The sequence below is a fragment of the Marinicellulosiphila megalodicopiae genome, from assembly GCF_045862395.1.
GTDB lineage: Bacteria > Pseudomonadota > Gammaproteobacteria > Pseudomonadales > Natronospirillaceae > Marinicellulosiphila > Marinicellulosiphila megalodicopiae.
Window position 1 is genome coordinate 2,472,184 of the sequence record NZ_AP023087.1, and the last position, 18,924, is coordinate 2,491,107.

18 protein-coding genes are annotated in these 18,924 nt (G+C 34.5%); 3 read left to right on the forward strand and 15 right to left on the reverse strand.

Annotation, left to right across the window (positions count from 1 at the left end; translation table 11 throughout):
- Positions 1-256: 256 nt before the first annotated feature.
- On the reverse strand, positions 257-1,345 hold the full coding sequence (locus tag TYM08_RS10560; RefSeq protein ID WP_422379109.1) for a DUF5610 domain-containing protein: 1,089 nt from the start codon (positions 1,343-1,345) through the stop codon (positions 257-259).
- Between the two features lie 147 nt (positions 1,346-1,492).
- Between TYM08_RS10560 and TYM08_RS10565 the strand changes: the two genes are divergently transcribed.
- The 3 genes from TYM08_RS10565 to hflD are packed head-to-tail and all read left to right on the forward strand — an operon-like array spanning position 1,493 to position 3,670.
- Positions 1,493-1,960, forward strand: a complete 468-nt coding sequence (locus TYM08_RS10565) for an NUDIX hydrolase (RefSeq protein WP_422379110.1) — start codon at positions 1,493-1,495, stop codon at positions 1,958-1,960.
- On the forward strand, positions 1,941-3,050 hold the full coding sequence (gene mnmA / locus TYM08_RS10570) for a tRNA 2-thiouridine(34) synthase MnmA (protein WP_422379111.1): 1,110 nt from the start codon (positions 1,941-1,943) through the stop codon (positions 3,048-3,050). The genes TYM08_RS10565 and mnmA overlap by 20 nt, the downstream gene beginning before the upstream one ends.
- Before the next feature lie 11 nt (positions 3,051-3,061).
- Positions 3,062-3,670: a high frequency lysogenization protein HflD gene (gene hflD, locus TYM08_RS10575; RefSeq protein WP_422379112.1), complete on the forward strand. Its 609-nt coding sequence runs from the start codon at positions 3,062-3,064 to the stop codon at positions 3,668-3,670.
- Positions 3,671-3,876: 206 nt separating this feature from the next.
- On the opposite strand, the gene TYM08_RS10580 is transcribed toward hflD, so the two are convergent.
- From TYM08_RS10580 to TYM08_RS10645, 14 genes are all read right to left on the reverse strand, one after another.
- A complete protein-coding gene (locus tag TYM08_RS10580; protein ID WP_422379113.1) occupies positions 3,877-4,059 on the reverse strand; it encodes a hypothetical protein in 183 nt (60 codons plus the stop codon).
- A gap of 108 nt (positions 4,060-4,167) precedes the next feature.
- Positions 4,168-4,761, reverse strand: coding sequence for an imm11 family protein (locus TYM08_RS10585; protein ID WP_422379114.1), 594 nt, complete (start codon positions 4,759-4,761; stop codon positions 4,168-4,170).
- Between the two features lies 1 nt (position 4,762).
- Positions 4,763-5,440, reverse strand: a complete 678-nt coding sequence (locus TYM08_RS10590) for an AHH domain-containing protein (RefSeq protein ID WP_422379115.1) — start codon at positions 5,438-5,440, stop codon at positions 4,763-4,765.
- Positions 5,385-5,819, reverse strand: coding sequence for a hypothetical protein (locus TYM08_RS10595; RefSeq protein ID WP_422379116.1), 435 nt, complete (start codon positions 5,817-5,819; stop codon positions 5,385-5,387). Before TYM08_RS10595 ends, TYM08_RS10590 begins: the two co-directional genes overlap by 56 nt.
- A 38-nt stretch (positions 5,820-5,857) precedes the next feature.
- Positions 5,858-6,499: a hypothetical protein gene (locus TYM08_RS10600; RefSeq protein WP_422379117.1), complete on the reverse strand. Its 642-nt coding sequence runs from the start codon at positions 6,497-6,499 to the stop codon at positions 5,858-5,860.
- A gap of 143 nt (positions 6,500-6,642) precedes the next feature.
- On the reverse strand, positions 6,643-7,284 hold the full coding sequence (locus TYM08_RS10605) for an imm11 family protein (RefSeq protein WP_422379118.1): 642 nt from the start codon (positions 7,282-7,284) through the stop codon (positions 6,643-6,645).
- Between the two features lies 1 nt (position 7,285).
- The gene (locus TYM08_RS10610; RefSeq protein WP_422379119.1) at positions 7,286-8,692 is read right to left on the reverse strand and encodes an AHH domain-containing protein; all 1,407 of its coding nucleotides are present in this window, start codon (positions 8,690-8,692) and stop codon (positions 7,286-7,288) included.
- A 183-nt stretch (positions 8,693-8,875) separates the two neighbouring features.
- Positions 8,876-9,745, reverse strand: coding sequence for a transglutaminase family protein (locus TYM08_RS10615; protein ID WP_422379120.1), 870 nt, complete (start codon positions 9,743-9,745; stop codon positions 8,876-8,878).
- Positions 9,746-9,829: 84 nt separating this feature from the next.
- A complete protein-coding gene (locus TYM08_RS10620; RefSeq protein ID WP_422379121.1) occupies positions 9,830-10,234 on the reverse strand; it encodes a DUF4150 domain-containing protein in 405 nt (134 codons plus the stop codon).
- Positions 10,235-10,252: 18 nt separating this feature from the next.
- Positions 10,253-11,155, reverse strand: a complete 903-nt coding sequence (locus tag TYM08_RS10625) for a DUF3540 domain-containing protein (RefSeq protein WP_422379122.1) — start codon at positions 11,153-11,155, stop codon at positions 10,253-10,255.
- A 34-nt stretch (positions 11,156-11,189) separates the two neighbouring features.
- A complete protein-coding gene (locus TYM08_RS10630; protein WP_422379123.1) occupies positions 11,190-13,301 on the reverse strand; it encodes a pentapeptide repeat-containing protein in 2,112 nt (703 codons plus the stop codon).
- Entirely contained in the window at positions 13,301-14,248 is a 948-nt protein-coding gene (locus TYM08_RS10635; RefSeq protein WP_422379124.1) for a pentapeptide repeat-containing protein, read from the reverse strand. Before TYM08_RS10635 ends, TYM08_RS10630 begins: the two co-directional genes overlap by 1 nt.
- A gap of 10 nt (positions 14,249-14,258) precedes the next feature.
- A complete protein-coding gene (locus tag TYM08_RS10640; protein ID WP_422379125.1) occupies positions 14,259-15,623 on the reverse strand; it encodes a DUF2169 family type VI secretion system accessory protein in 1,365 nt (454 codons plus the stop codon).
- 54 nt (positions 15,624-15,677) lie between these two features.
- Complete coding sequence (locus tag TYM08_RS10645) at positions 15,678-18,773, reverse strand: type VI secretion system Vgr family protein (protein ID WP_422379126.1); 3,096 nt, start codon at positions 18,771-18,773, stop codon at positions 15,678-15,680.
- Positions 18,774-18,924: the final 151 nt, after the last annotated feature.

Consider the following 18,924-nt stretch of genomic DNA (forward strand, 5'->3'; position numbering starts at 1 on the left):
TGTTTGCATAATAATGAGATAAGTGTCTATTTTTTATTCACTTATCATTTTGCTTCATTAATCTTTATCATTTTATTTTATTTTATTATTCTTTATCATTTTAAGAGTAGGTATATAGTTTTATTTGACTCTTCATTTGATCTGATTCAATCTTTTTTCGATCCTTTAAAACTAGGTCTTACTTTATTTTTTACTATTTTAGACAAAAAAAATCCCCGATGGGATTTTTAAAACACATTCAAATGAATCGCTTTAATTAAAACAATTCATCAATTTTCGCAATATCACTTGGCCAAACCTGCGCGCTTGCTTGATCAAATATTTTCATGAATTTCTCATTGGCTTCGTTAGCTTGTTCCATCCATTGACCTAACTTTGGCAACCCTGCGCTTTCTAAGTTTTTATCAAAGCCTTCTAAAAATCCTAACCATTGCTCCATCGCTACGGGTTTGTTTTGCTCTGGCACCATTTGTTTGTATTGATCAATGCCATGTTTAGCAGATTGGCTTTGTGGTATTTGCGCCCCTGCTGTAGAGGGTCCAAATGATGAGCGTGTCGTGGTTGAGCTATAACTTGATAAATTCAAGTCCATTGATTTTAATGAGGATCCATTAATATTTAAATCACGGGCTAAATCAAAGGCTTGATCCATGTTGCCTTTGTAAAATTGCTGGCTTAACTCAGACACATCTTTAAATAATGATTTGATGTCTTCTAATTCTTCTTCACTTAAATCCCCTACTACATCTAAGCGAAATTGATCCATATCCATTTGTGATAAATCTAGCCCTGACGCACTTTCACGCCCTTTTGAATGATGGGACTGATCAAATAACAATCGTACTTGATCGCCCTCTTTAGTGGTTAATTCTAAAGCAAAGCTTTTTTGTTGTTTGTGCTCAAAACTGGATTCAATTTTATTAAATTCACGTACGGATTGTTGATCATCTATACGCTCAAATAATTGTCCTTGGGCGCTGTCAATTTTGTCATTCAAAGCATCATCCATTTGACCAAATGACTTAAGCACGTCTTTAGCCTCTGCAAATCCTGCGGCAATACCTTCCTTGGCTTGTTGCCATAATGCCTCTTGCTCTTGCTCATTACCCTTTGAACGAAGTGTGACTTTTGAGGCGAGTTGATCATACAAATCTTTCACTAACGCATCGACATCAAAAGTTTTAGAAATCGCTTGCGCTTCCTTCACATCGGTTTGATCCGTCTTTTCAAGGGCGTTTTGCTTTTCTACTGTTTTGCTTTTGATATCGGCATGATTATCGTGATGCGCAAATGTTGGCGCACCGGTGTGTTGTGAGAAATTTGAATGACCTAATTGGGAAATCATAATGTTTTCGCTATTTTTCGAATTCCTTACATATATCGGCAGTTTTATTCATCCCTTTAGCGCTTTTTTGAACTTTTACAAATATTACTTCTAGTTAGCGCCTTGATTCAGTAAAATGCCCACCCTGTTTTGATTTGAGTGCCTGTTTTGTCCGATCTTCGATCTAATCTTCCCCATTTAACCGTTGCTAGCATCGTACATAATGATGGTAAATTTTTATTGGTTGAAGAACACAAATTTGGCAAATCCGTTTATAACCAACCTGCGGGCCATGTTGAAGGGAATGAAACACTCATTGAAGCCTGTATTCGTGAGACTGTTGAGGAAACCGGTTATTTAATTCGCCCAACAGCGTTGCTAGGCTTTTATCGTTACTTTGCAAAAAATAATCAAACTCACTATTTGAGATGTACGATAATTGGGGAGTTGCTTGAACAGAAATCGGATCAATTAGATCCTGACATTATGGCCATTCATTGGCTAGATTTAGATCAAATCAAAACACTTGAACAACAAAACACACTGAGAAGCCCGCTGGTTCTACAAAATATTGAAGATTATTTAGCCGGTCGCTCATTTGATATAAAGGCTCTTGATGAACCCATTAGAAACTAAACCTGCCACAGGCACTAAAGTCATTGTCGGTATGTCCGGCGGTGTTGATTCCTCGGTTAGTGCATATTTATTGATGCAACAAGGCTATCAAGTTGAAGGCCTGTTCATGAAAAACTGGGACGAAGACGACAACACTGAATATTGCACCGCAAAACAAGACTTAAAAGACGCACAAGCGGTTTGCGATACCCTTGGCATTAAGCTTCATCAAGCTAATTTTGCCAGCGAATATTGGGACAATGTATTTGAGTTATTTTTACACGAATACAAAGAAGGCAGAACGCCCAACCCTGATATTTTATGTAACAAAGAAATTAAATTTAAAGTATTTTTGGATTACGCAAAAATTCTAGGTGCGCAAAAAATTGCAACCGGTCATTACTGCCGTTTACGCACGGATGATCAGCAAACGTATTTATTACGAGGACTAGACACCAACAAAGATCAAAGCTATTTTTTGCACGCGGTGCATCAAGACCAATTAGCTCAGACGTTATTTCCTGTTGGGGAATTAGAAAAACCAGAAGTTCGCAGAATTGCCGAAGAGCAAAACTTAATTACGCACAATAAAAAAGACAGCACGGGTATTTGTTTTATTGGTGAGCGTCGCTTTAAAGACTTTTTACAACAATACTTACCTGCACAGCCTGGTAACATTGAAGCACCCAACGGCGATGTGATTGGCAAACACACAGGCTTAATGTATTACACATTAGGCCAACGCCAAGGTTTGCAAATTGGCGGATTAAAAAATTACCCTGAAGCGCCTTGGTTTGTTGGCGCAAAAGATTTAGATCGAAATGTGTTAACCGCTGTGCAAGCAGGCAGTGACAAAATGCTGTACTCTCACAGCTTAAGTTTAAGCGAGATTGATTGGGTAAAAGGCCAAAAGCCAGAATTACCAATGACATTGACATGCAAACATCGTTATCGCCAGCCTGATCAAGACTGCGTGATTGATTTTGTTGATGGCCAATACATTGTAAAATTCAATGAGCCACAACGTGCCATTACCCCTGGTCAATCCGCTGTATTTTATGACAATGACATTTGCCTTGGTGGCGGTGTGATTGAACAATTCATTCAATAATAAGAAATATTATGTCAAATGAACGCGCACTGGCGCTGGCGGGTGTTTTCCAAAGTGCATACCTTGTTGACCGTTTAGCCAATACAGGAAAATTGGATGATTTAATGTGTCAGCAAATAAGCAAAGGCACATTAAATACATCACCAGACAATACAATGGATATTTACGGTGGCATTGAAAATGTACAAGAAGGCATCGCGCAAATAAAATCCCATCTTAGCGATGGTAAAACTCAAGGCCACATTATGAAATACGCCATGAGTTTATTGCATATTGAAAGTAAAATTCGTAAAGACAAAACGCGATTGGCATTGATTGGCACCAACTTAAAGAAGGTGCAAAATCAAGCGGACTACTTTGATGACTTTACCCATGAATCGGTTATTTCTGGTTTAGCTAATACCTACAAAGAATCCGTCAGCACGTTGAACTTTAGCATTAAAGTACTTGGCAATAGTGAACATATTCGTAACGAACGTGTGGCAGATAAAATTCGTGCAACATTATTATTTGGTTTACGAAGCGCCATTTTATGGCATCAACTAGGTGGTCATCGTTGGCACTTTTTGTTTTATCGCGCAAGTATGGTTAAACAGGTTTTAGCTCTTAGAAACGTATGATTTTTTGAAGTCTGAAACATAAGGATTTTGTTTTAGGAAAGCTCTGTTTAAATAACACGCGCTATTAATTGGAACTATTAATTGGAATGATAACTTTGCATTTTTGATTGTATATTTTTCATTATGGACTTTTCTGATTAGATTCACTTCGACTGACACAAAAAAACATTCAATTAAAAAGTGCGCTGTCTGCTTTAATTTACATTTTAATTTAACCGTTCCACATCCACGCTGACTTTTAAACTGTGTCCACCTTGTGTATTCACTTCGCCTTGTAGTGGGCACACATCTTCATAATCGTTACCAAAAGCTAATCTTATATAACGATCGGTTGCTAAGCCATTATTAGTTGGATCAAACTCTACCCAGCCATAAATTGGCTCAAACAACGCAAACCACGCATGAGATACATCACATCTTTAATGGGTACATAGTTAATTTGACTATCCACTTTAGTATCCCTAATGATGATCTTGTGGTTTTAATCTATTTTAAAATTAACTGAAAGCAGAATGAATACTCCAATCTTTCACTTTAACAAATTGGAACCCTTTCATGTCAGTAGCTTGAATTTTTTCAACAATACTTTGATGAAATAATTTAATGTAAGCAGACTCATCTAAGAAAAAAATCTGCCTTTCTTCAAGTGGTATTTTATTTAAAATTTCCGCATCAATTGAAATGCTCTTAATACTATCTATATATCCAGTTTCATCAATATCTAAATCTGATTTTTTTTGATCAATACATCTTATCCTTCGATAAACATGCATATAAAAATATTTTAGTTTTAACTTTTCAACAATAGTCCCATGGGTGCCTTCTAAAAACTGTACACCACCTGTACCCAATGAAATTATAAAATCGACAAACGCTTTAGAGCAAATAGAATCACCACCTGATGAATGATAATCTACAAATTGGTCTTTTTTTCCATTTGTCAATGCTAGATTTAAATTCACACAAACTGGATCTTCATTATTAACTTTCATTCCTCGATATCTTGGCTGTAAAAACCCATCAATTGTTGGGTAGTAATCATTATTTTCTCTTAATATTAAATAATACTCTTCATTAAAATTAGTAGTCATATCATTTTCCAATACTTAAATTTCTTTTATTAATAATTATGTTTTTTCTTTTTTCAACATCATAAAACTGATGAGTCTCGTTATTCGATCGATAATTACACTCTTTATCTTTGTTATCACCTATATTTTCTACATTTCCACATCCAATTGGGCTATCCTTTTCAAAATCTTTTCCATCTCTACCAATTGTCCAATCGAAATTTGAAATATAACCCAAGATATTATTACTTATTTTATTTATTTGGCTCTTAAAATTTGCCCCACTATTTCCAGATTCACATAGACTTCCAGATTCAATCTCCGCAGATAATTCTTTAAGTAAAACAATAACAGAATCTGGATAATTATGACTAGCCAAACCCTCTCCTTGATCATGATTTCCTCTATGAAGCGGTACAGTTAAATGACAGGCTAGATCCATATAAAACGGTAACATCACACCATTTTCTTTACAATTAATATCATAGCCAAATTTCTCAAGAATAGGTTTATAACTTGATGGTGATCGAACTGATTCACTTACAATTAAATGATGCGCCTCAATAGAGCGCTTAACTTTACCTTTATAATACCATGGGTGCTTTTTATGCCAGTCATCTTTTTTAAGCCTATTACCCTCATCATCATAAGCTATTTTTTGTTTTGCATCCGTAACATTTGAAAAGAGAATATTGTCCATAATATTTTTTTTCTAATGTTTTACTATTTCCATCTAAATCAGATTTTAATGCTTTATCTGGATTACTACCTGGACAATCCGCATTATAAGCCTTACCACAAGTCTCACATTTTTTCTCTTGTTCGTCTTTTGGTTTTTCTTCTTCAGTTTTAGTTGCTGGGGCTTTTTCTTTTGACTCTTGATTATTTGAGTCATTCTTTTGAGAGTCTTTATTCTTTTCGTCTTGTTTACTCAAGCCTTCATTATATTTTACATCTTTATCTTCTGACTGATTTGTTGAATTGATCGATGATTGTTCATCACCTGAATTTCCTACATTGGCTTCGGAAAGCCAACTAAGACATACATAATAAAAAATTTCCATCCAAGCATTAACCATTAAAGGTGACCATTGGTAGCATCACCTTTAATGCTCAATCACATAAAAGCAGTTTTAGCATTATATTTTTCAATCGGTACAAAGCGTGCGCCTTCTAATCCTGCCTCATTGTACACATCAACAAATTTTTGATGAACGATACACGTCATTGGATCTTCTCTTAACCAAAATATTAAGCGTTGTTCTTCTGGAATATTGTCTAATACTTCGTAATCTAATACCAATTTTTTATATTGAATAATTCGCCCACTAAAACTCACATCAGCTTTAGCATTTTCTAAGTCCAAACACTTAATTGAATATAAATAGTGTAAATAATAATAATCCAGTTTTAACTCATTAATCACTTCCCCACCAGTGCCTTGTACAAATTGAATACCAGGAAAATCTTTAAATGCCTTAACAAATTTCTCCGATACACTTTGTTCTAAATCGTAGCTATGAAAATCCACGTATCTCGGATCTTTTGGAATTGGTTTTGCTAAATTTATTTCATAGGAATAAATCTCTGGCGCTAATTGACACTCCATTCGATTGTTAATTAATTTTATATCATCATTATCGTCAAGATATTTATCTGAGTATAGATACTTAAGCTTTGGCTTAGTTGAAGCCTGCATCATAGGAAAGTTTTTATTATTTACTGAATGAATTACATAATATTGATCATTTTTAGCCATTAAATTGTCCTTTTTTAAACAAATTTATTAAATTAATCATTTTCTGGAAGCCAACTAAGAAATACATAATAAATAAATGCTAACCAAGCATTACATATTCACTATTAAAGGTGATCATTGGTAGCATCACCTTTAATAATCAATCACATAAACGCCGTTTCTTCATTGTATTGTTCTATTGGTACAAAACGAGCGCCTTTTAAACCTGCTTCATTATAGATATCTACAAATTTTTGGTGGACTATACGCGTCGAAGGACGCTCCCATAGCCAAAAAATTAAACGTTGATCTTCAGGAATATTATTTAAAACTTCGTAATTAAGAACTAATTTTTCGTATGAAATAATTCTACCACTCTTGCTGGTTTTAACTTTTGATTTTTCCATATCCATACACTTAATAGCTTGTAAATAATGAACAAGGTAATAATCTAATTTTAATTCATTAATAACTTCACCTTCAGTCCCTTGCAAAAACTGTACACCCGGGAATCCTTCAAATGCTTCAACAAATTTATTTGATACACTTTGCTCCAAATCATACATATGAAAATCAACATATTCTGGTTTATTAGGTTTAGGAAACGCTAAATTAATATGATAACTATAATCTTCAGGCGCTAATTCTATTTCGATCCTATTATTTATTAATATTTTATCACCATTGTCATCTCTATATTTACCTGAACATTGAGATCTTATATTAGGTGTAATTTCCCCATTCATCATTGGGTAATTTTTTGTATTTTCAGAGTGTACTACATAATATTGATCTAAATTTACCATGTTATTTTCCTATTTCTAAAGTTACATTGCTAATTTCATTAATTTCTTCTTTTGGAAATATATGCTTTTCATTAGTTTCTCTTAAAGCGCACATTTTACCTTTATCTTTTCTTTTATCAGGTATCCCTCTTCTACTATTTATTTCAGTCTCACTTGCGTTTGGATTACCACAGCCGGTCCCATTTGACTTATAATCTATTCCATCAGAAGAAATTGTCCATGTAAATGATGAAATATTTCCTAAAATTATTTCACTTAATTCATTCATTTCTTCAATAAATTTATTACCACTTTCAAGAATACATTTACCACTCTCTTCAATTTCAACTATTATATCTATAACATTTTGCGCTACAGCTTGAGGATAAGGTAAAAACACCTCTGTATTTGTATTTGATTTCACATCTGTATAAGTAGCATCATGCGATCCTTTATGAAGGGGGATTTCTAGATGGCATGCTAGTTCCATTGCACTTGGAAGCATCACTCCATTATCTTTACTATTAATATTGTACCCAAATTTTTGGGCAACATTTCTTATTTTTGAGCTACTTCTTAATGTATTTGAATCTATTAAATGATGTGCTTGTAACGAAGGAATAGGTTTATCATCACTAGTTCTACCAATTTCGTAATTCCAAGGATGTTTATTGATATCATCTCCAAACCCCCAATTTTCAGCAATATATTCACCAAGTTTTGTACCTTTGCCAACTTCATAACCTTCAATTCTCTTAGCTTTTTTGTTAGACCCTGGGCACTCCGCATCATAAGCCTTACCGCAAGTCTCACATTTTTTCTCTTGTTCGTCTTTTGGTTTTTCTTCTTCAGTTTTAGTTGCTGGGGCTTTTTCTTTTGACTCTTGATTATTTGAGTCATTCTTTTGAGAGTCTTTATTCTTTTCGTCTTGTTTACTCAAGCCTTCATTATATTTTACATCTTTATCTTCTGACTGATTTATTGAACTGATCGATGATTGTTCGTCACCTGAATTTCCTACATTGGCTTCGTATATTCTTGCACTTAAAGGAGTGGGTTTGTCTTTGATCAGAAATTTTAGCCCCATTTTAAAGGCAGTTGGTAAACTTGAATTAATTCTTAAGCTTTCATGCACTAGGTCGGTGGTGTCATCAAATACTTGGTCTTTTAGTATATTATCTTTGTCATAGGTCACAGCAGGAAGCACGACATCATTTACTGAGTTTCGCACTAAAAACACCATGCCATTTTTGATTTGGTATTCTAAATCAGCAGGGATGGTCATCCAACGCTCTTTGTAGCTGGCTATTTTTGGTATGGACGCCAATTCACGCGGGGTTAATTGATTTAATGCAATTAACGCTTGAGTTGGGCTTTCGATTTGAAATATTTCTTCAGTTTGAAATTTAATTATTTCTACTAACTTCATATTAGTCATTGCTTGTTTTACTCACCCGTCTAAATTTTAAATACATTCCAATTATTAATTGGAATGATAACTTTGCATTTTTGATTGTATATTTTTCATTATGGACTTTTCTGATTAGATTCACTTCGACTGACACAAAAAAACATTCAATTAAAAAGTGCGCTGTCTGCTTTAATTTACATTTTAATTTAACCGTTCCACATCCACGCTGACTTTTAAACTGTGTCCACCTTGTGTATTCACTTCGCCTTGTAGTGGGCACACATCTTCATAATCGTTACCAAAAGCTAATCTTATATAACGATCGGTTGCTAAGCAATTATTAGTTGGATCAAACTCTATCCAGCCATGAATTGGCTCAAACAACGCAAACCACGCATGAGATACATCTTTGCTTGGAACATAGTTAATTTGACTGTCCACTTTAGTATCTACGTATCCGCTGATGTATTTTGCAATTAATCCTACACTTCGTAAACAGGCAATGGCCAAATGTGAGAAATCTTGACACACACCACCTTGGTTTTCAAAACAATCTATTGCGGTGCTGTTAACATTGCTAATGGTTGGATCAAATTTAAAATCATTATATATTCGTGTATTTAACTCTATACAACTTTCTAAAATAGGTTTGTTTGGTTTAAATGATTGTTGCGCGTATTGTTTGATCGTTTCATTGTATTGTATAAATTGACTGTCTTTAAAATAGTGTGATAACTCACTATTTTGTTCAATTAAATCTTTAGCATTGTATTGATTTAAATCAACGGATTGTTGCATATTTAATGGCGAAAAAGACTGAGTGACTACTGTATGAATGGTTGTTAATACTAATGATTTGATTGCATAATCAATTGTAAATTGTGCGTTAACATTACCAAACTGATCGGTTGTTTCTGTTTGTTGATGTTTATTTGGATTAATAATAAATTGCTTAAATATCACATTTTGATGTTTACTATTTGATACCGTTAAACGCGTTTGCAGTTGGCAATACGAGACTAATTTTTCAAATTTAAACTGATTTTTATGCAATACACGATATTTTGGCAACACAACCTCCTATCAAAACCACCTATTAAAACACCCCCCTTACCCTTACCCTCCCCCATTAAAACAGAGAGTTAAAAAACAGAGCTAAAACAAAATCGTTACTTTTGTTTGCGAAGGTAATGTATGAAAACCCACAGGCATATTCGCGTTATTTCCATTATGGCCAAAAATACAGGTTTGATAAATTGCAGGACTGCCTTCTACTTTTACTTTTGAACTGCCTTTAGCAGGTTTAGCAACCGAGCGTGATTTACCTGATATCAGTCCACCTAATGTACCTGGTTCATCTCCATTAGAAGAACCAACTTTACTTTTCATGGTAAACGCGCCTTTATTTTTTACTTTTACTTTTTTAGATTCTTTTTTAGCGCGATTTAACATTGCCATATTTGGATAAGGCAATGGAATAGGCGAAGGCGCCATGGGTGTCTTACACACATCAGGAAACGCTTGTGACATTCCGCCGCCTTTTGAGGACATTCCAAACATATTATTCTCCTACTTAACTTAACCTAAATTAATTTTTTCACCATCGATGTTTATATTTTTCTTAGCATGTATGGTGCTTGATTCTGATTTTAGCTGGTAATCTTTTTCAACCATTGTGCGCATACGTTTTGCTTTGGTTTGACTTAACTGCTCAATATTTCGATAGATATTTTTGGCATTTTCTAAAATTCGCCCCGCATGGGTTTCTAATTTAGTGACCATTAATTTTGAATGATCCAACACTGTATTAAGTGTTTTACCAACTAAATGGCTGTGATCTACATTTACTTGCGCCTGGTTAGCCTCTAAAGCCAATTGATTTGTACTGATACTCATCGCTTCGTTTGATAGATTTATGGCTGTTTGTTTTTCATGATTAGCCACACGTAATTGTGCAGCGGTGCTGCTTTGTAAATCAATAGCGCCTATTGAATGGCATTTAATGTGCTCTGCGCTGTATAGATTAATTCCGCCTTCTAACGCGCTAAAGGTTAAATCACCTTTTGGCGAAAATATTTTGCTTTGCTTTTTGACACTGTCGTATTCAAATAATAAGAATCCATTTTCATCTTCAACTGCTAAGCACTCACTGCCTTCTTTTGTATAAGATTTTGCCACGGCACCGTTTGTATTTTTAATTTCATTAATTTTATTTGGGTGAATTGTTGCTTCATTTTTTGTTACAGCATCAATTACGCCTATGATATAACACAATTTAAAATTATCACCATTTACCAATACAGTATCGCCGACACTTGGTTGATAGGTTTGCAACATGGCACATAAACACTCAACCACAAAACTTGCCTGGGCGTGTTCAAGTCTGACCCAAATTTTTTGATCATCCACTCTAGTGACTTTCGCTTGTTTGGTAAAACTGTATTGAACCGAGCTATTTTGTGATTCTAATAGATTTAACATATTCGACCTTTTTATACTGAGTATTTATTTAAATTTATACTTTTGCGGGTTTAGGTGGCTTAAAAGTCTGCGCATTGGACAATAATGGATCGGTTTCTAACCAATCTTGTTTATTTGCACCCTGCCAAATTACGTTTTGTTCTAACAATTGATGGACATTGACACCTTGCAAATCTGCATCCATAAAACTAGATCCAATACACTGTGCATGTGACAGATTAGCAAATATTAAGTTGGTATTATGCAGCACAGTATCATGAATTTTTGCATGACTTAAATCGCACTCTCTTAAATTCCCTTTAGAGAAATTAACTTTATTTAATATTGCTTTTTCAAAATTTGCTGCTAAAAAGTTCACATTTTGGCAATCGCTACTGGTTAAATTTGCATCGCAAAAATCAGCGGCTAATGCAGATACATCGGTCATATTACACAGACTTAAATCAGCGGATGTGAAATCAACTTGATCTAACATGCTTTTTTCAAAAATACAGGTGCTTAATTTGGCAAACGAAAAGTCCCCATCAGTAAAATTACAATGTGACAGATTCATCCCCATTAAATCAGATTTTTGAAAATTGCTGGCTAATATTTCACTATGATGCAACACACAATCCACCAATATTTTCTCAGACAAATCAATATTATAAACTTGACTATAACTGAAGTTTAACGCTGAAATTTCGCTATCTAATAAATCCATTACTGAAATAGTGGCATAACTGAAATTAACATTCTTAAAGACACTTTCACTTATTTCATTGGTTAAAAATTCGGCCTCTTTAAAGGTGACATCACTCATGTTGATTTGTGTCATTATGCAATCTTCAAATTTCGATTGCATCGCATCAACTTCAATAAATGCAGAATCCGTAAAATCTGTATTGGACACAACGGCCTGATTAAAACTGACATTATTTAATGTTAAATTCGAAAAATCGCTTTGATCAATTACACAATTTTTAAATTGAGTGGATAAGCATTCACTTTCACTTAATGTCCCCTCAGTTATTGTTGCGCCACTAAAATCACTGCCATTTAATTTACATCCACTAAAATCAGTGTTTATAAGATGACTGTTTAAAAATTTACTGCGGGTTAAATCTGCATTTACAAATACCGCATCAGTTAAATCTAAATTTGAAAAATCAGTATTTTCTAATAGAGCATCGGCAAAATTTGCACCTTGTAATTGCATCGATTTAAAATCTAAATTTGATAATTGACACTCAATGAATAAACAATCTGAATAATCACCTGACATTTTCGGCATCTGGGTTAAATCCATATTAATGTAGGATAATTTTTCAGCAGTACATTGTGATAATTCAATTTGTTTTGGTAAACATTGCGCAAATAATACTTGGCTTAATTGCGAGGTTCTGATTAATGTTTGATTAATTTCACAAGATTCAAATTTTACCTGGGTGATATCACAATCCACAAACGTCGTATCATTTAAAAGTACGGTATCAAAACTCAGTTGATCCAAAGTCGATTGTGTTAATGTAACATCACTTATATTACTTTGTTCAAACAGGCATTGTGTCATTGTGGTTTTAGTAAACACACTTTGCATTGCGTCGCATTGGCTGATTTGGACCTCATTAAAGTTAGATGAGCTAAAATCGGTTTTAGTAAAGCTACATTGCACAAGTTGTGTGCTAATCAAACTCACACCTGACAGGTCGGCCAAATCAAATTTACTTAATTTTATTTGGGCTTGATTAAAAATACTTAAGGTTAAATCTGCTCCAGAAAAATCACAGTAACTTTGGCTAAACCCTACTATTTGATTGTCTTGATAATATTGAGCGGCAGATTGGGGTAATTCTAATGACTCAATTAATGTGTCAGCTTGATTAATGTCACTGGTAAACTCGCGTGCGCCTTCAATCATTGTTTCGCTAAAATTACACCCTTTTAATTGTGCTCCTATGAATGAGCATTGTTTAAAGTGAGCACCAGTAAAATCAACTGAGTTTAATATGGCCCCATCAAATACCACCGAATGAAACTGGATATGAGATAAATCCGCATCACTTAAGTTTTTACCGGTAAAGTCAACATCGCAAATTAATGCCGTGTTTAATTTACCTGTTTGTTTTATTTGTGAGATATATTGGTCTGCAAGGTTGTGATCCATTATTGTTTACCTATTGCCAATTTAGTTTCGTGTAATATGGTTTTATTAATATTTAAACCTTGTAGTTGGGCTTCAAAAAACTCCACTTCGTAACAATTGCTGCCACTTAAATTTGTTTTATTCATATTGCTTTTTGCAAAAGTCGATTGAAATAAATGACTATTTGAAAAATCTGCTTCAATCAAAATCGATTCACTAAAATTGCTATTAGCGGCATCAATTGCAGTTAAATTTGCGCCGGTTAAATCTGTACCCAAAAAATTGGCATCCGTTAATTTGGAGTATGAAAAATCGGCATTTTGTAATTTTGCATATTCAAAAATCGCTTCAATTGCGCAAGTTTGACTAAAATTGGCTTGCTCAAATACCGATAACTCGCCAATTCTTAAATTGGTAATATCGCTAAAACTAAAATTAATATATTTAGCTTGTGCACCTGTGAAGTTTGAGTTGTTAAAGTCACCATGACTAAAATTGCATTTGTTAATATTTGACTCTGAAAAGTCTGATTGTTTTATGGTCGCTTTTTGAAAGTTAGAGTCTGTGATGGTAGTTTCAGAAAAATTAGCAAACTGGGCAAAGCTTTCGAAAAATTCACACTGTTCAATAATCGCCGCACTTAAATCCGTCTCAATCATGGTTGCTTGACTCACATCACAATGACGCATTTCAACTGAATTTAAATCCGCGTAGGATAAATCCGCTGAAACAAGCACGGTATGATTAAATGTGCTATTGGATAAATTCGCTTGCACAAATATACAGCGAGATAAATTGCAATTATTTAAGTTGCTATCTGATAATATTGCGCCTGTAAAATCACTATCTGATAAATCCAGCCCTGATAAATCAATTTCAGAAAGATCTAATCCTACAAATGATCGTTCACCATTTTTATATTGAATATCAATATATTCACGATCGATCATACTTAATTCTTGTGACATTTAATTTCCCCTAACTGCCTGATGGAAACAATATATCAATATGGGCACTTGATAACCCTTGATCAATGAGTGTCTGCTTAGTATTTTCTTTTGATTTTGCCATTAATTCATCTGCCTCTGCTGAGCTATATCCCATTGCTTGAATTTCTGCTGATATTTTTTCAGCTGGATTAGCACTTGAAAAAATACCATCAATGCTTACAGCTGAAAATCCAGCCGCTAGCAATTGAATTTTACTTTGCTCAATGGCGTTTTCAAATGGATCAGCTTTAATAGAATCGTCAGGCGCTTCTTGAACAGCGCTTTGGTCTTGTTCTTCAACTTCTGGTTCCATATCAAATTCAGTAGATGGCGTTATTAATACATTAAACGCTGCTTGATGATCATCTTTACTGGCATTGGGTCCTTCTAATGATTCTTGCTGCACATACACATGACTTAATTCAGTAAAGGTTTGGCTTTTAACCTGGGCAATACCGCGCCAAACTAACTGAACTTGCTGGACAGTCATATCGACATAAACTGTATCAAGTTTTAACTCGATCTCTCTAAAATCTTCATCACCATCAGGCTCAACCGCAAAACATCGCGGCAATATATTGGGTAAACGACATTCAAAATACTCATATTCGGGATGTAAATTTTCAAATGCCATGGATTCATCGCCATTTAAATATCCGTCAAACTGCATTGACTCATGGGCAGCATTAAAATATGCCCATTCAAAATCTTCGGGAAACCAAGGCCAGCGTTCTTTTTGCCATTTTTCATCGTAGGTGCCTAATTTTTTAGAGCGTTGCGCCCAGGCTCTGTTAATCGGACCAAAACTTGCGGGTTCTTTTTCACCAAGTGATGAATCAAACACATTATGCATCCACTTCACACCCGACTCATTTGAATTAATTCCTTTGCCTACTGTATTTTTTTCAAATCCGACGCCGCCGTAGCTGTGTTCAAAATTAATAGGCATGGTTGTAAATGGCTCTGGGTCAGAATAACTCTCCCCCATCATTGATGGCATTGCATAACGATCACCAATAACGGTTAAGGTACGTGACTGTCCTGCAACACTGAATGTCACATTACACTGAGTCATAGGCTGTTGTTGGGGTGTGTGACAATTTGCTTTTAATAACAAATCTGCATTTTCTTTAAAATAGGCAAAATCCGATTCATAAATTAATCCTTTGTTTGGGTTGAACAGATCAAATTCATCGCCGGTAACAGGCATTGAATCGATCTGTTTAGCTAATTCATTTTGAACTAACTCAAACGTACCTTTAACAATAAAACTCAAACAATCTTTGGGAAACTCTTTTTTATGAGCAATCCAGGCGACTTGTAACATCGTTGGGTTGACAACTTCAATACCCATTATTTAATCCTCAATACGTGTATTTAATTATTCAATGCGTGAATTACCGATTAATTATCCTACGGATAACTCACCTGCCTTGCCTAATTTAACTTTGCCTTTTACGTTCATTTCTTTAGATTTTACTTTAATGTTTTTACCATCAAACATAATCTGATTGCTGTTGTCATTGAGTACTTTTAGTTTTTTCTTTTTAGTTTGTAAAATGATCACGCCATCTTTGTTAATGTCTAATTCGCCCCCCCCCTTACGAGATAAACGAATACGGGCATCTTTGGCACAACTTAAATCAATAAAGCCTTTTTTGGTGATTTCCATTTTACTTTCTTTAAGTTTATTTTCTAACACCATTGATCCGTCTTTTTTCAAAACAATATCAGCGGCTTCTTTTTTGTCGCCATCATTTGTCGCTAAAGTTAATTGATCTTTTGCTAGTACTAATTGTGATGCGCGTTTGCTGTTATCTGATTTCGAGCCTTTAACGGTTGATTTACCTTTGATGTCTTTTGCAGACAATAACGCCGCTGCACTTATGGCTGCACTTAATGCAAAAATAGTATCGGTATTCTTGTTGTCTTTTTTGTTTGATTTGGATTTAACAATTTCCAAAATCGCATTGTCTTTTAATACGTTTTTAATTAGCTCTTCGCCTTTATCCGTATCTTTTTTAAGATCATCAATATGCTTTTTAAAATCCGAACTTGTTGAGGTATCCACATAAAGTTGGACTTTTTCTAAAGATTCAATATTTTCATTTTTAGAAATTTTATGCGCGTCACCAATAACGTAATCGAAAGTGTCTTCGTAAGAAAAACTCACTGAAGTGTTTTTAACCACATTCACATTGCTGGCATAGGATAATTTTAACTGACCAGATACATTAATATTTGTATTTAAACCGGTGTTAGCCTGACACAACAATCCGTCATAATATGTTTCATTATCGCCAAATTGAGAATGATCCGATTTAACATTCGCAACTGTTGAGCGTTTAAATCCATCGGTTTCATCATGATAAAAACTATCGTGGAAAGTGGTTTGTTTTTTGGTTTTTTTGTCACCGTTGTTAATTTTTAAATCGTACTCACCGCTGTTAATTAACTCGAATTTTTCACCCATAGTCACTGATAGCTTATCGCCATCGGTATAATCAAACCAGCTTGTGTTTTCTGTGTTAAATATGTGTTCTTTATCTTCAGTGCTTTGTGAGTTTTCAGAAAAATTATCTTCTTTACGATTAATCCCCATTCTTAAATAACTGTTTAAGCCTTCTTTATAAGGGACTTTTAATGAAAAGTTATTTTCAGATTCGGTATCTTTTTCTGTTTTACTATCCAACAAAACAAGTTTATGTTTATCGGATTTAGGTTTGGATTGTTTCTTCTCTTTTTCTTTTGAGGAATCAGCCATATGTTGTTGCTGCATGGTTAATGATTGCTTATTGATTAACTTAGCGTTTGACTGACTATGAATTAAACCAATATCTAAAGATTGATAAGCATCAACCTTATCATTTTCTTGAGTATTAATATCTTCATCACTAACGCTTAAAGGCTTAGCGGGGGTTTTGTTATTGTTAGCAACAAATCCAATTTTTTGCTTTGCGCCTTGTTTGGCTACTGATGAATCATTGGAAGATTCTTCTTCTTTTTTTACACCTTTGCCATCATTAAAACTCATAGTGATTCCACTGTAAGTTTTAATGATATTGCTTGTGCTGTTTTCAGTTTTTGAAACACTTTGATGCACGTCATTAGGTAATCCGGCCATAATAACTGGACGGTCAACATCCCCATTTAAAAACGCGATAATCACTTCAGTGCCAGGGGCTAACGGAAAATGGATTCCTCCATTTTCGCCGGTGTACGACTGCGCCATTGGAATTCGATGCGAATGTTTGCCATCCTCGGCATCACTGATATCAAACCCCATTTTCACTTTATAACGACCTTTTTCGTCAATATCCGCTCGGCCTGTGTCATCGCCTGCTGTTTCAATTGTGCCTATAATCATGTTGTTGCATTTTGGCACAGGCGTAGAGCGTTGTGCTCTATAGTTTAATGTAAATGGAATGCACTCAAATGTATTATGGTAATGAGTATTTCCGATGTTGCCCCAAGTGATAATATCTTGTGAACCCCGGTGATTAACCGATGTTAATAAGTACTTTTGATCAAAATCTTCTCTGTAACAATTTTGTAAATTAAAAAAGGCACCCGCGCAAAATAAATAATTATTACCTTCACCGCTTGAGCTGCCTTGACGACATAAATATTCCTGATTTCTTACAACAATGATTCGCTCTAATTCCTCTGGGGTTTTGTAGTTTTTAGCAAATTCAGTGACATGGCCAAGTCCTGGTATATCTGAATCTGCTGCTAAATCAATGTATTTTTGTAATGGCAAATCAGGGCGGTTTTCGTTTTTATCTAATATAATAAGGTTTTTTGGGTAATGGGTTTGAAAACGAGAAAAATGATAGACAACCAAATTATCATTATGACTGCCTTCTTTATCAGAATTAAACGGTACAATCGCATCGCTCTCATCACCATTAATACTGTATAAATCACCATTTCCATCTGCAATTATTAACTTTTCTTTTGCATCATCATGTTCAAAAAAGTAGAAAATGCCTTCGTGCTCCATCAATCGTGAAATAAAATCAAAATCCGATTCTTCAAACTGGGCTGTATACTCTCTAACCTCATAGTCTGAGTCAGTAATGCCTTCATGATCTTCATCAGCTAAAATTGGGTGTCCATCTTGATGTTCTGTACTTTTTAATTCATCTAAAATAATATCCAAAGCACTTTTATCTAAAAATACTCGATTTTGTGTGACCTGTGTTTTCATCCATATTCTGGGCACCATCACCAATTGATACTCAAATAATCCGCCAGTACGCAAATTTGTTAAATATAGGTTTTTAACCATTCCATTGAAATACCGAGTTTTGCCAGAAACTTCATCAACAATACTGAGTTGCACCCCTTCGGTTGCCATTTTTGAAAATTCAATATCGGGTTTTTGAGACACTAAGTTAATGGTGAATTGATATAATGATGACATGGTTTCGGTGCCACTAAACGAAAGTACCCGAAAGGTATCGTCATCATAAGCAGTTGATTTGAAGTGAAAATTAATCATAATCTTTCCTTTTCTAAATAATTTCAGCAAAAAAACATGAAATACACACAATAGAAGTAACAAGTGCAGCAGAAATATGTAACTACAAATATGTAACTACAAATATGTAACTACAAATTAGTTACTCTGCAGGCTTTAACAGCCCCATATT

Bases quoted from the DNA above. Each gene is read 5' to 3' on its own strand.
- TYM08_RS10635 (WP_422379124.1), bottom strand. From the start codon at position 14,248: ATGTCACAAGAATTAAGTATGATCGATCGTGAATATATTGATATTCAA.
- TYM08_RS10630 (WP_422379123.1), bottom strand. From the start codon at position 13,301: ATGGATCACAACCTTGCAGACCAATATATCTCACAAATAAAACAAACA.
- TYM08_RS10595 (WP_422379116.1), bottom strand. From the start codon at position 5,819: ATGGTTAATGCTTGGATGGAAATTTTTTATTATGTATGTCTTAGTTGG.
- TYM08_RS10585 (WP_422379114.1), bottom strand. From the start codon at position 4,761: ATGACTACTAATTTTAATGAAGAGTATTATTTAATATTAAGAGAAAAT.
- TYM08_RS10590 (WP_422379115.1), bottom strand. From the start codon at position 5,440: ATGGACAATATTCTCTTTTCAAATGTTACGGATGCAAAACAAAAAATA.
- TYM08_RS10610 (WP_422379119.1), bottom strand. From the start codon at position 8,692: ATGAAGTTAGTAGAAATAATTAAATTTCAAACTGAAGAAATATTTCAA.
- TYM08_RS10605 (WP_422379118.1), bottom strand. From the start codon at position 7,284: ATGGTAAATTTAGATCAATATTATGTAGTACACTCTGAAAATACAAAA.
- TYM08_RS10645 (WP_422379126.1), bottom strand. From the start codon at position 18,773: ATGATTAATTTTCACTTCAAATCAACTGCTTATGATGACGATACCTTT.
- mnmA (WP_422379111.1), top strand. From the start codon at position 1,941: ATGAACCCATTAGAAACTAAACCTGCCACAGGCACTAAAGTCATTGTC.
- TYM08_RS10640 (WP_422379125.1), bottom strand. From the start codon at position 15,623: ATGGGTATTGAAGTTGTCAACCCAACGATGTTACAAGTCGCCTGGATT.
- hflD (WP_422379112.1), top strand. From the start codon at position 3,062: ATGTCAAATGAACGCGCACTGGCGCTGGCGGGTGTTTTCCAAAGTGCA.
- TYM08_RS10560 (WP_422379109.1), bottom strand. From the start codon at position 1,345: ATGATTTCCCAATTAGGTCATTCAAATTTCTCACAACACACCGGTGCG.
- TYM08_RS10600 (WP_422379117.1), bottom strand. From the start codon at position 6,499: ATGGCTAAAAATGATCAATATTATGTAATTCATTCAGTAAATAATAAA.
- TYM08_RS10625 (WP_422379122.1), bottom strand. From the start codon at position 11,155: ATGTTAAATCTATTAGAATCACAAAATAGCTCGGTTCAATACAGTTTT.
- TYM08_RS10620 (WP_422379121.1), bottom strand. From the start codon at position 10,234: ATGTTTGGAATGTCCTCAAAAGGCGGCGGAATGTCACAAGCGTTTCCT.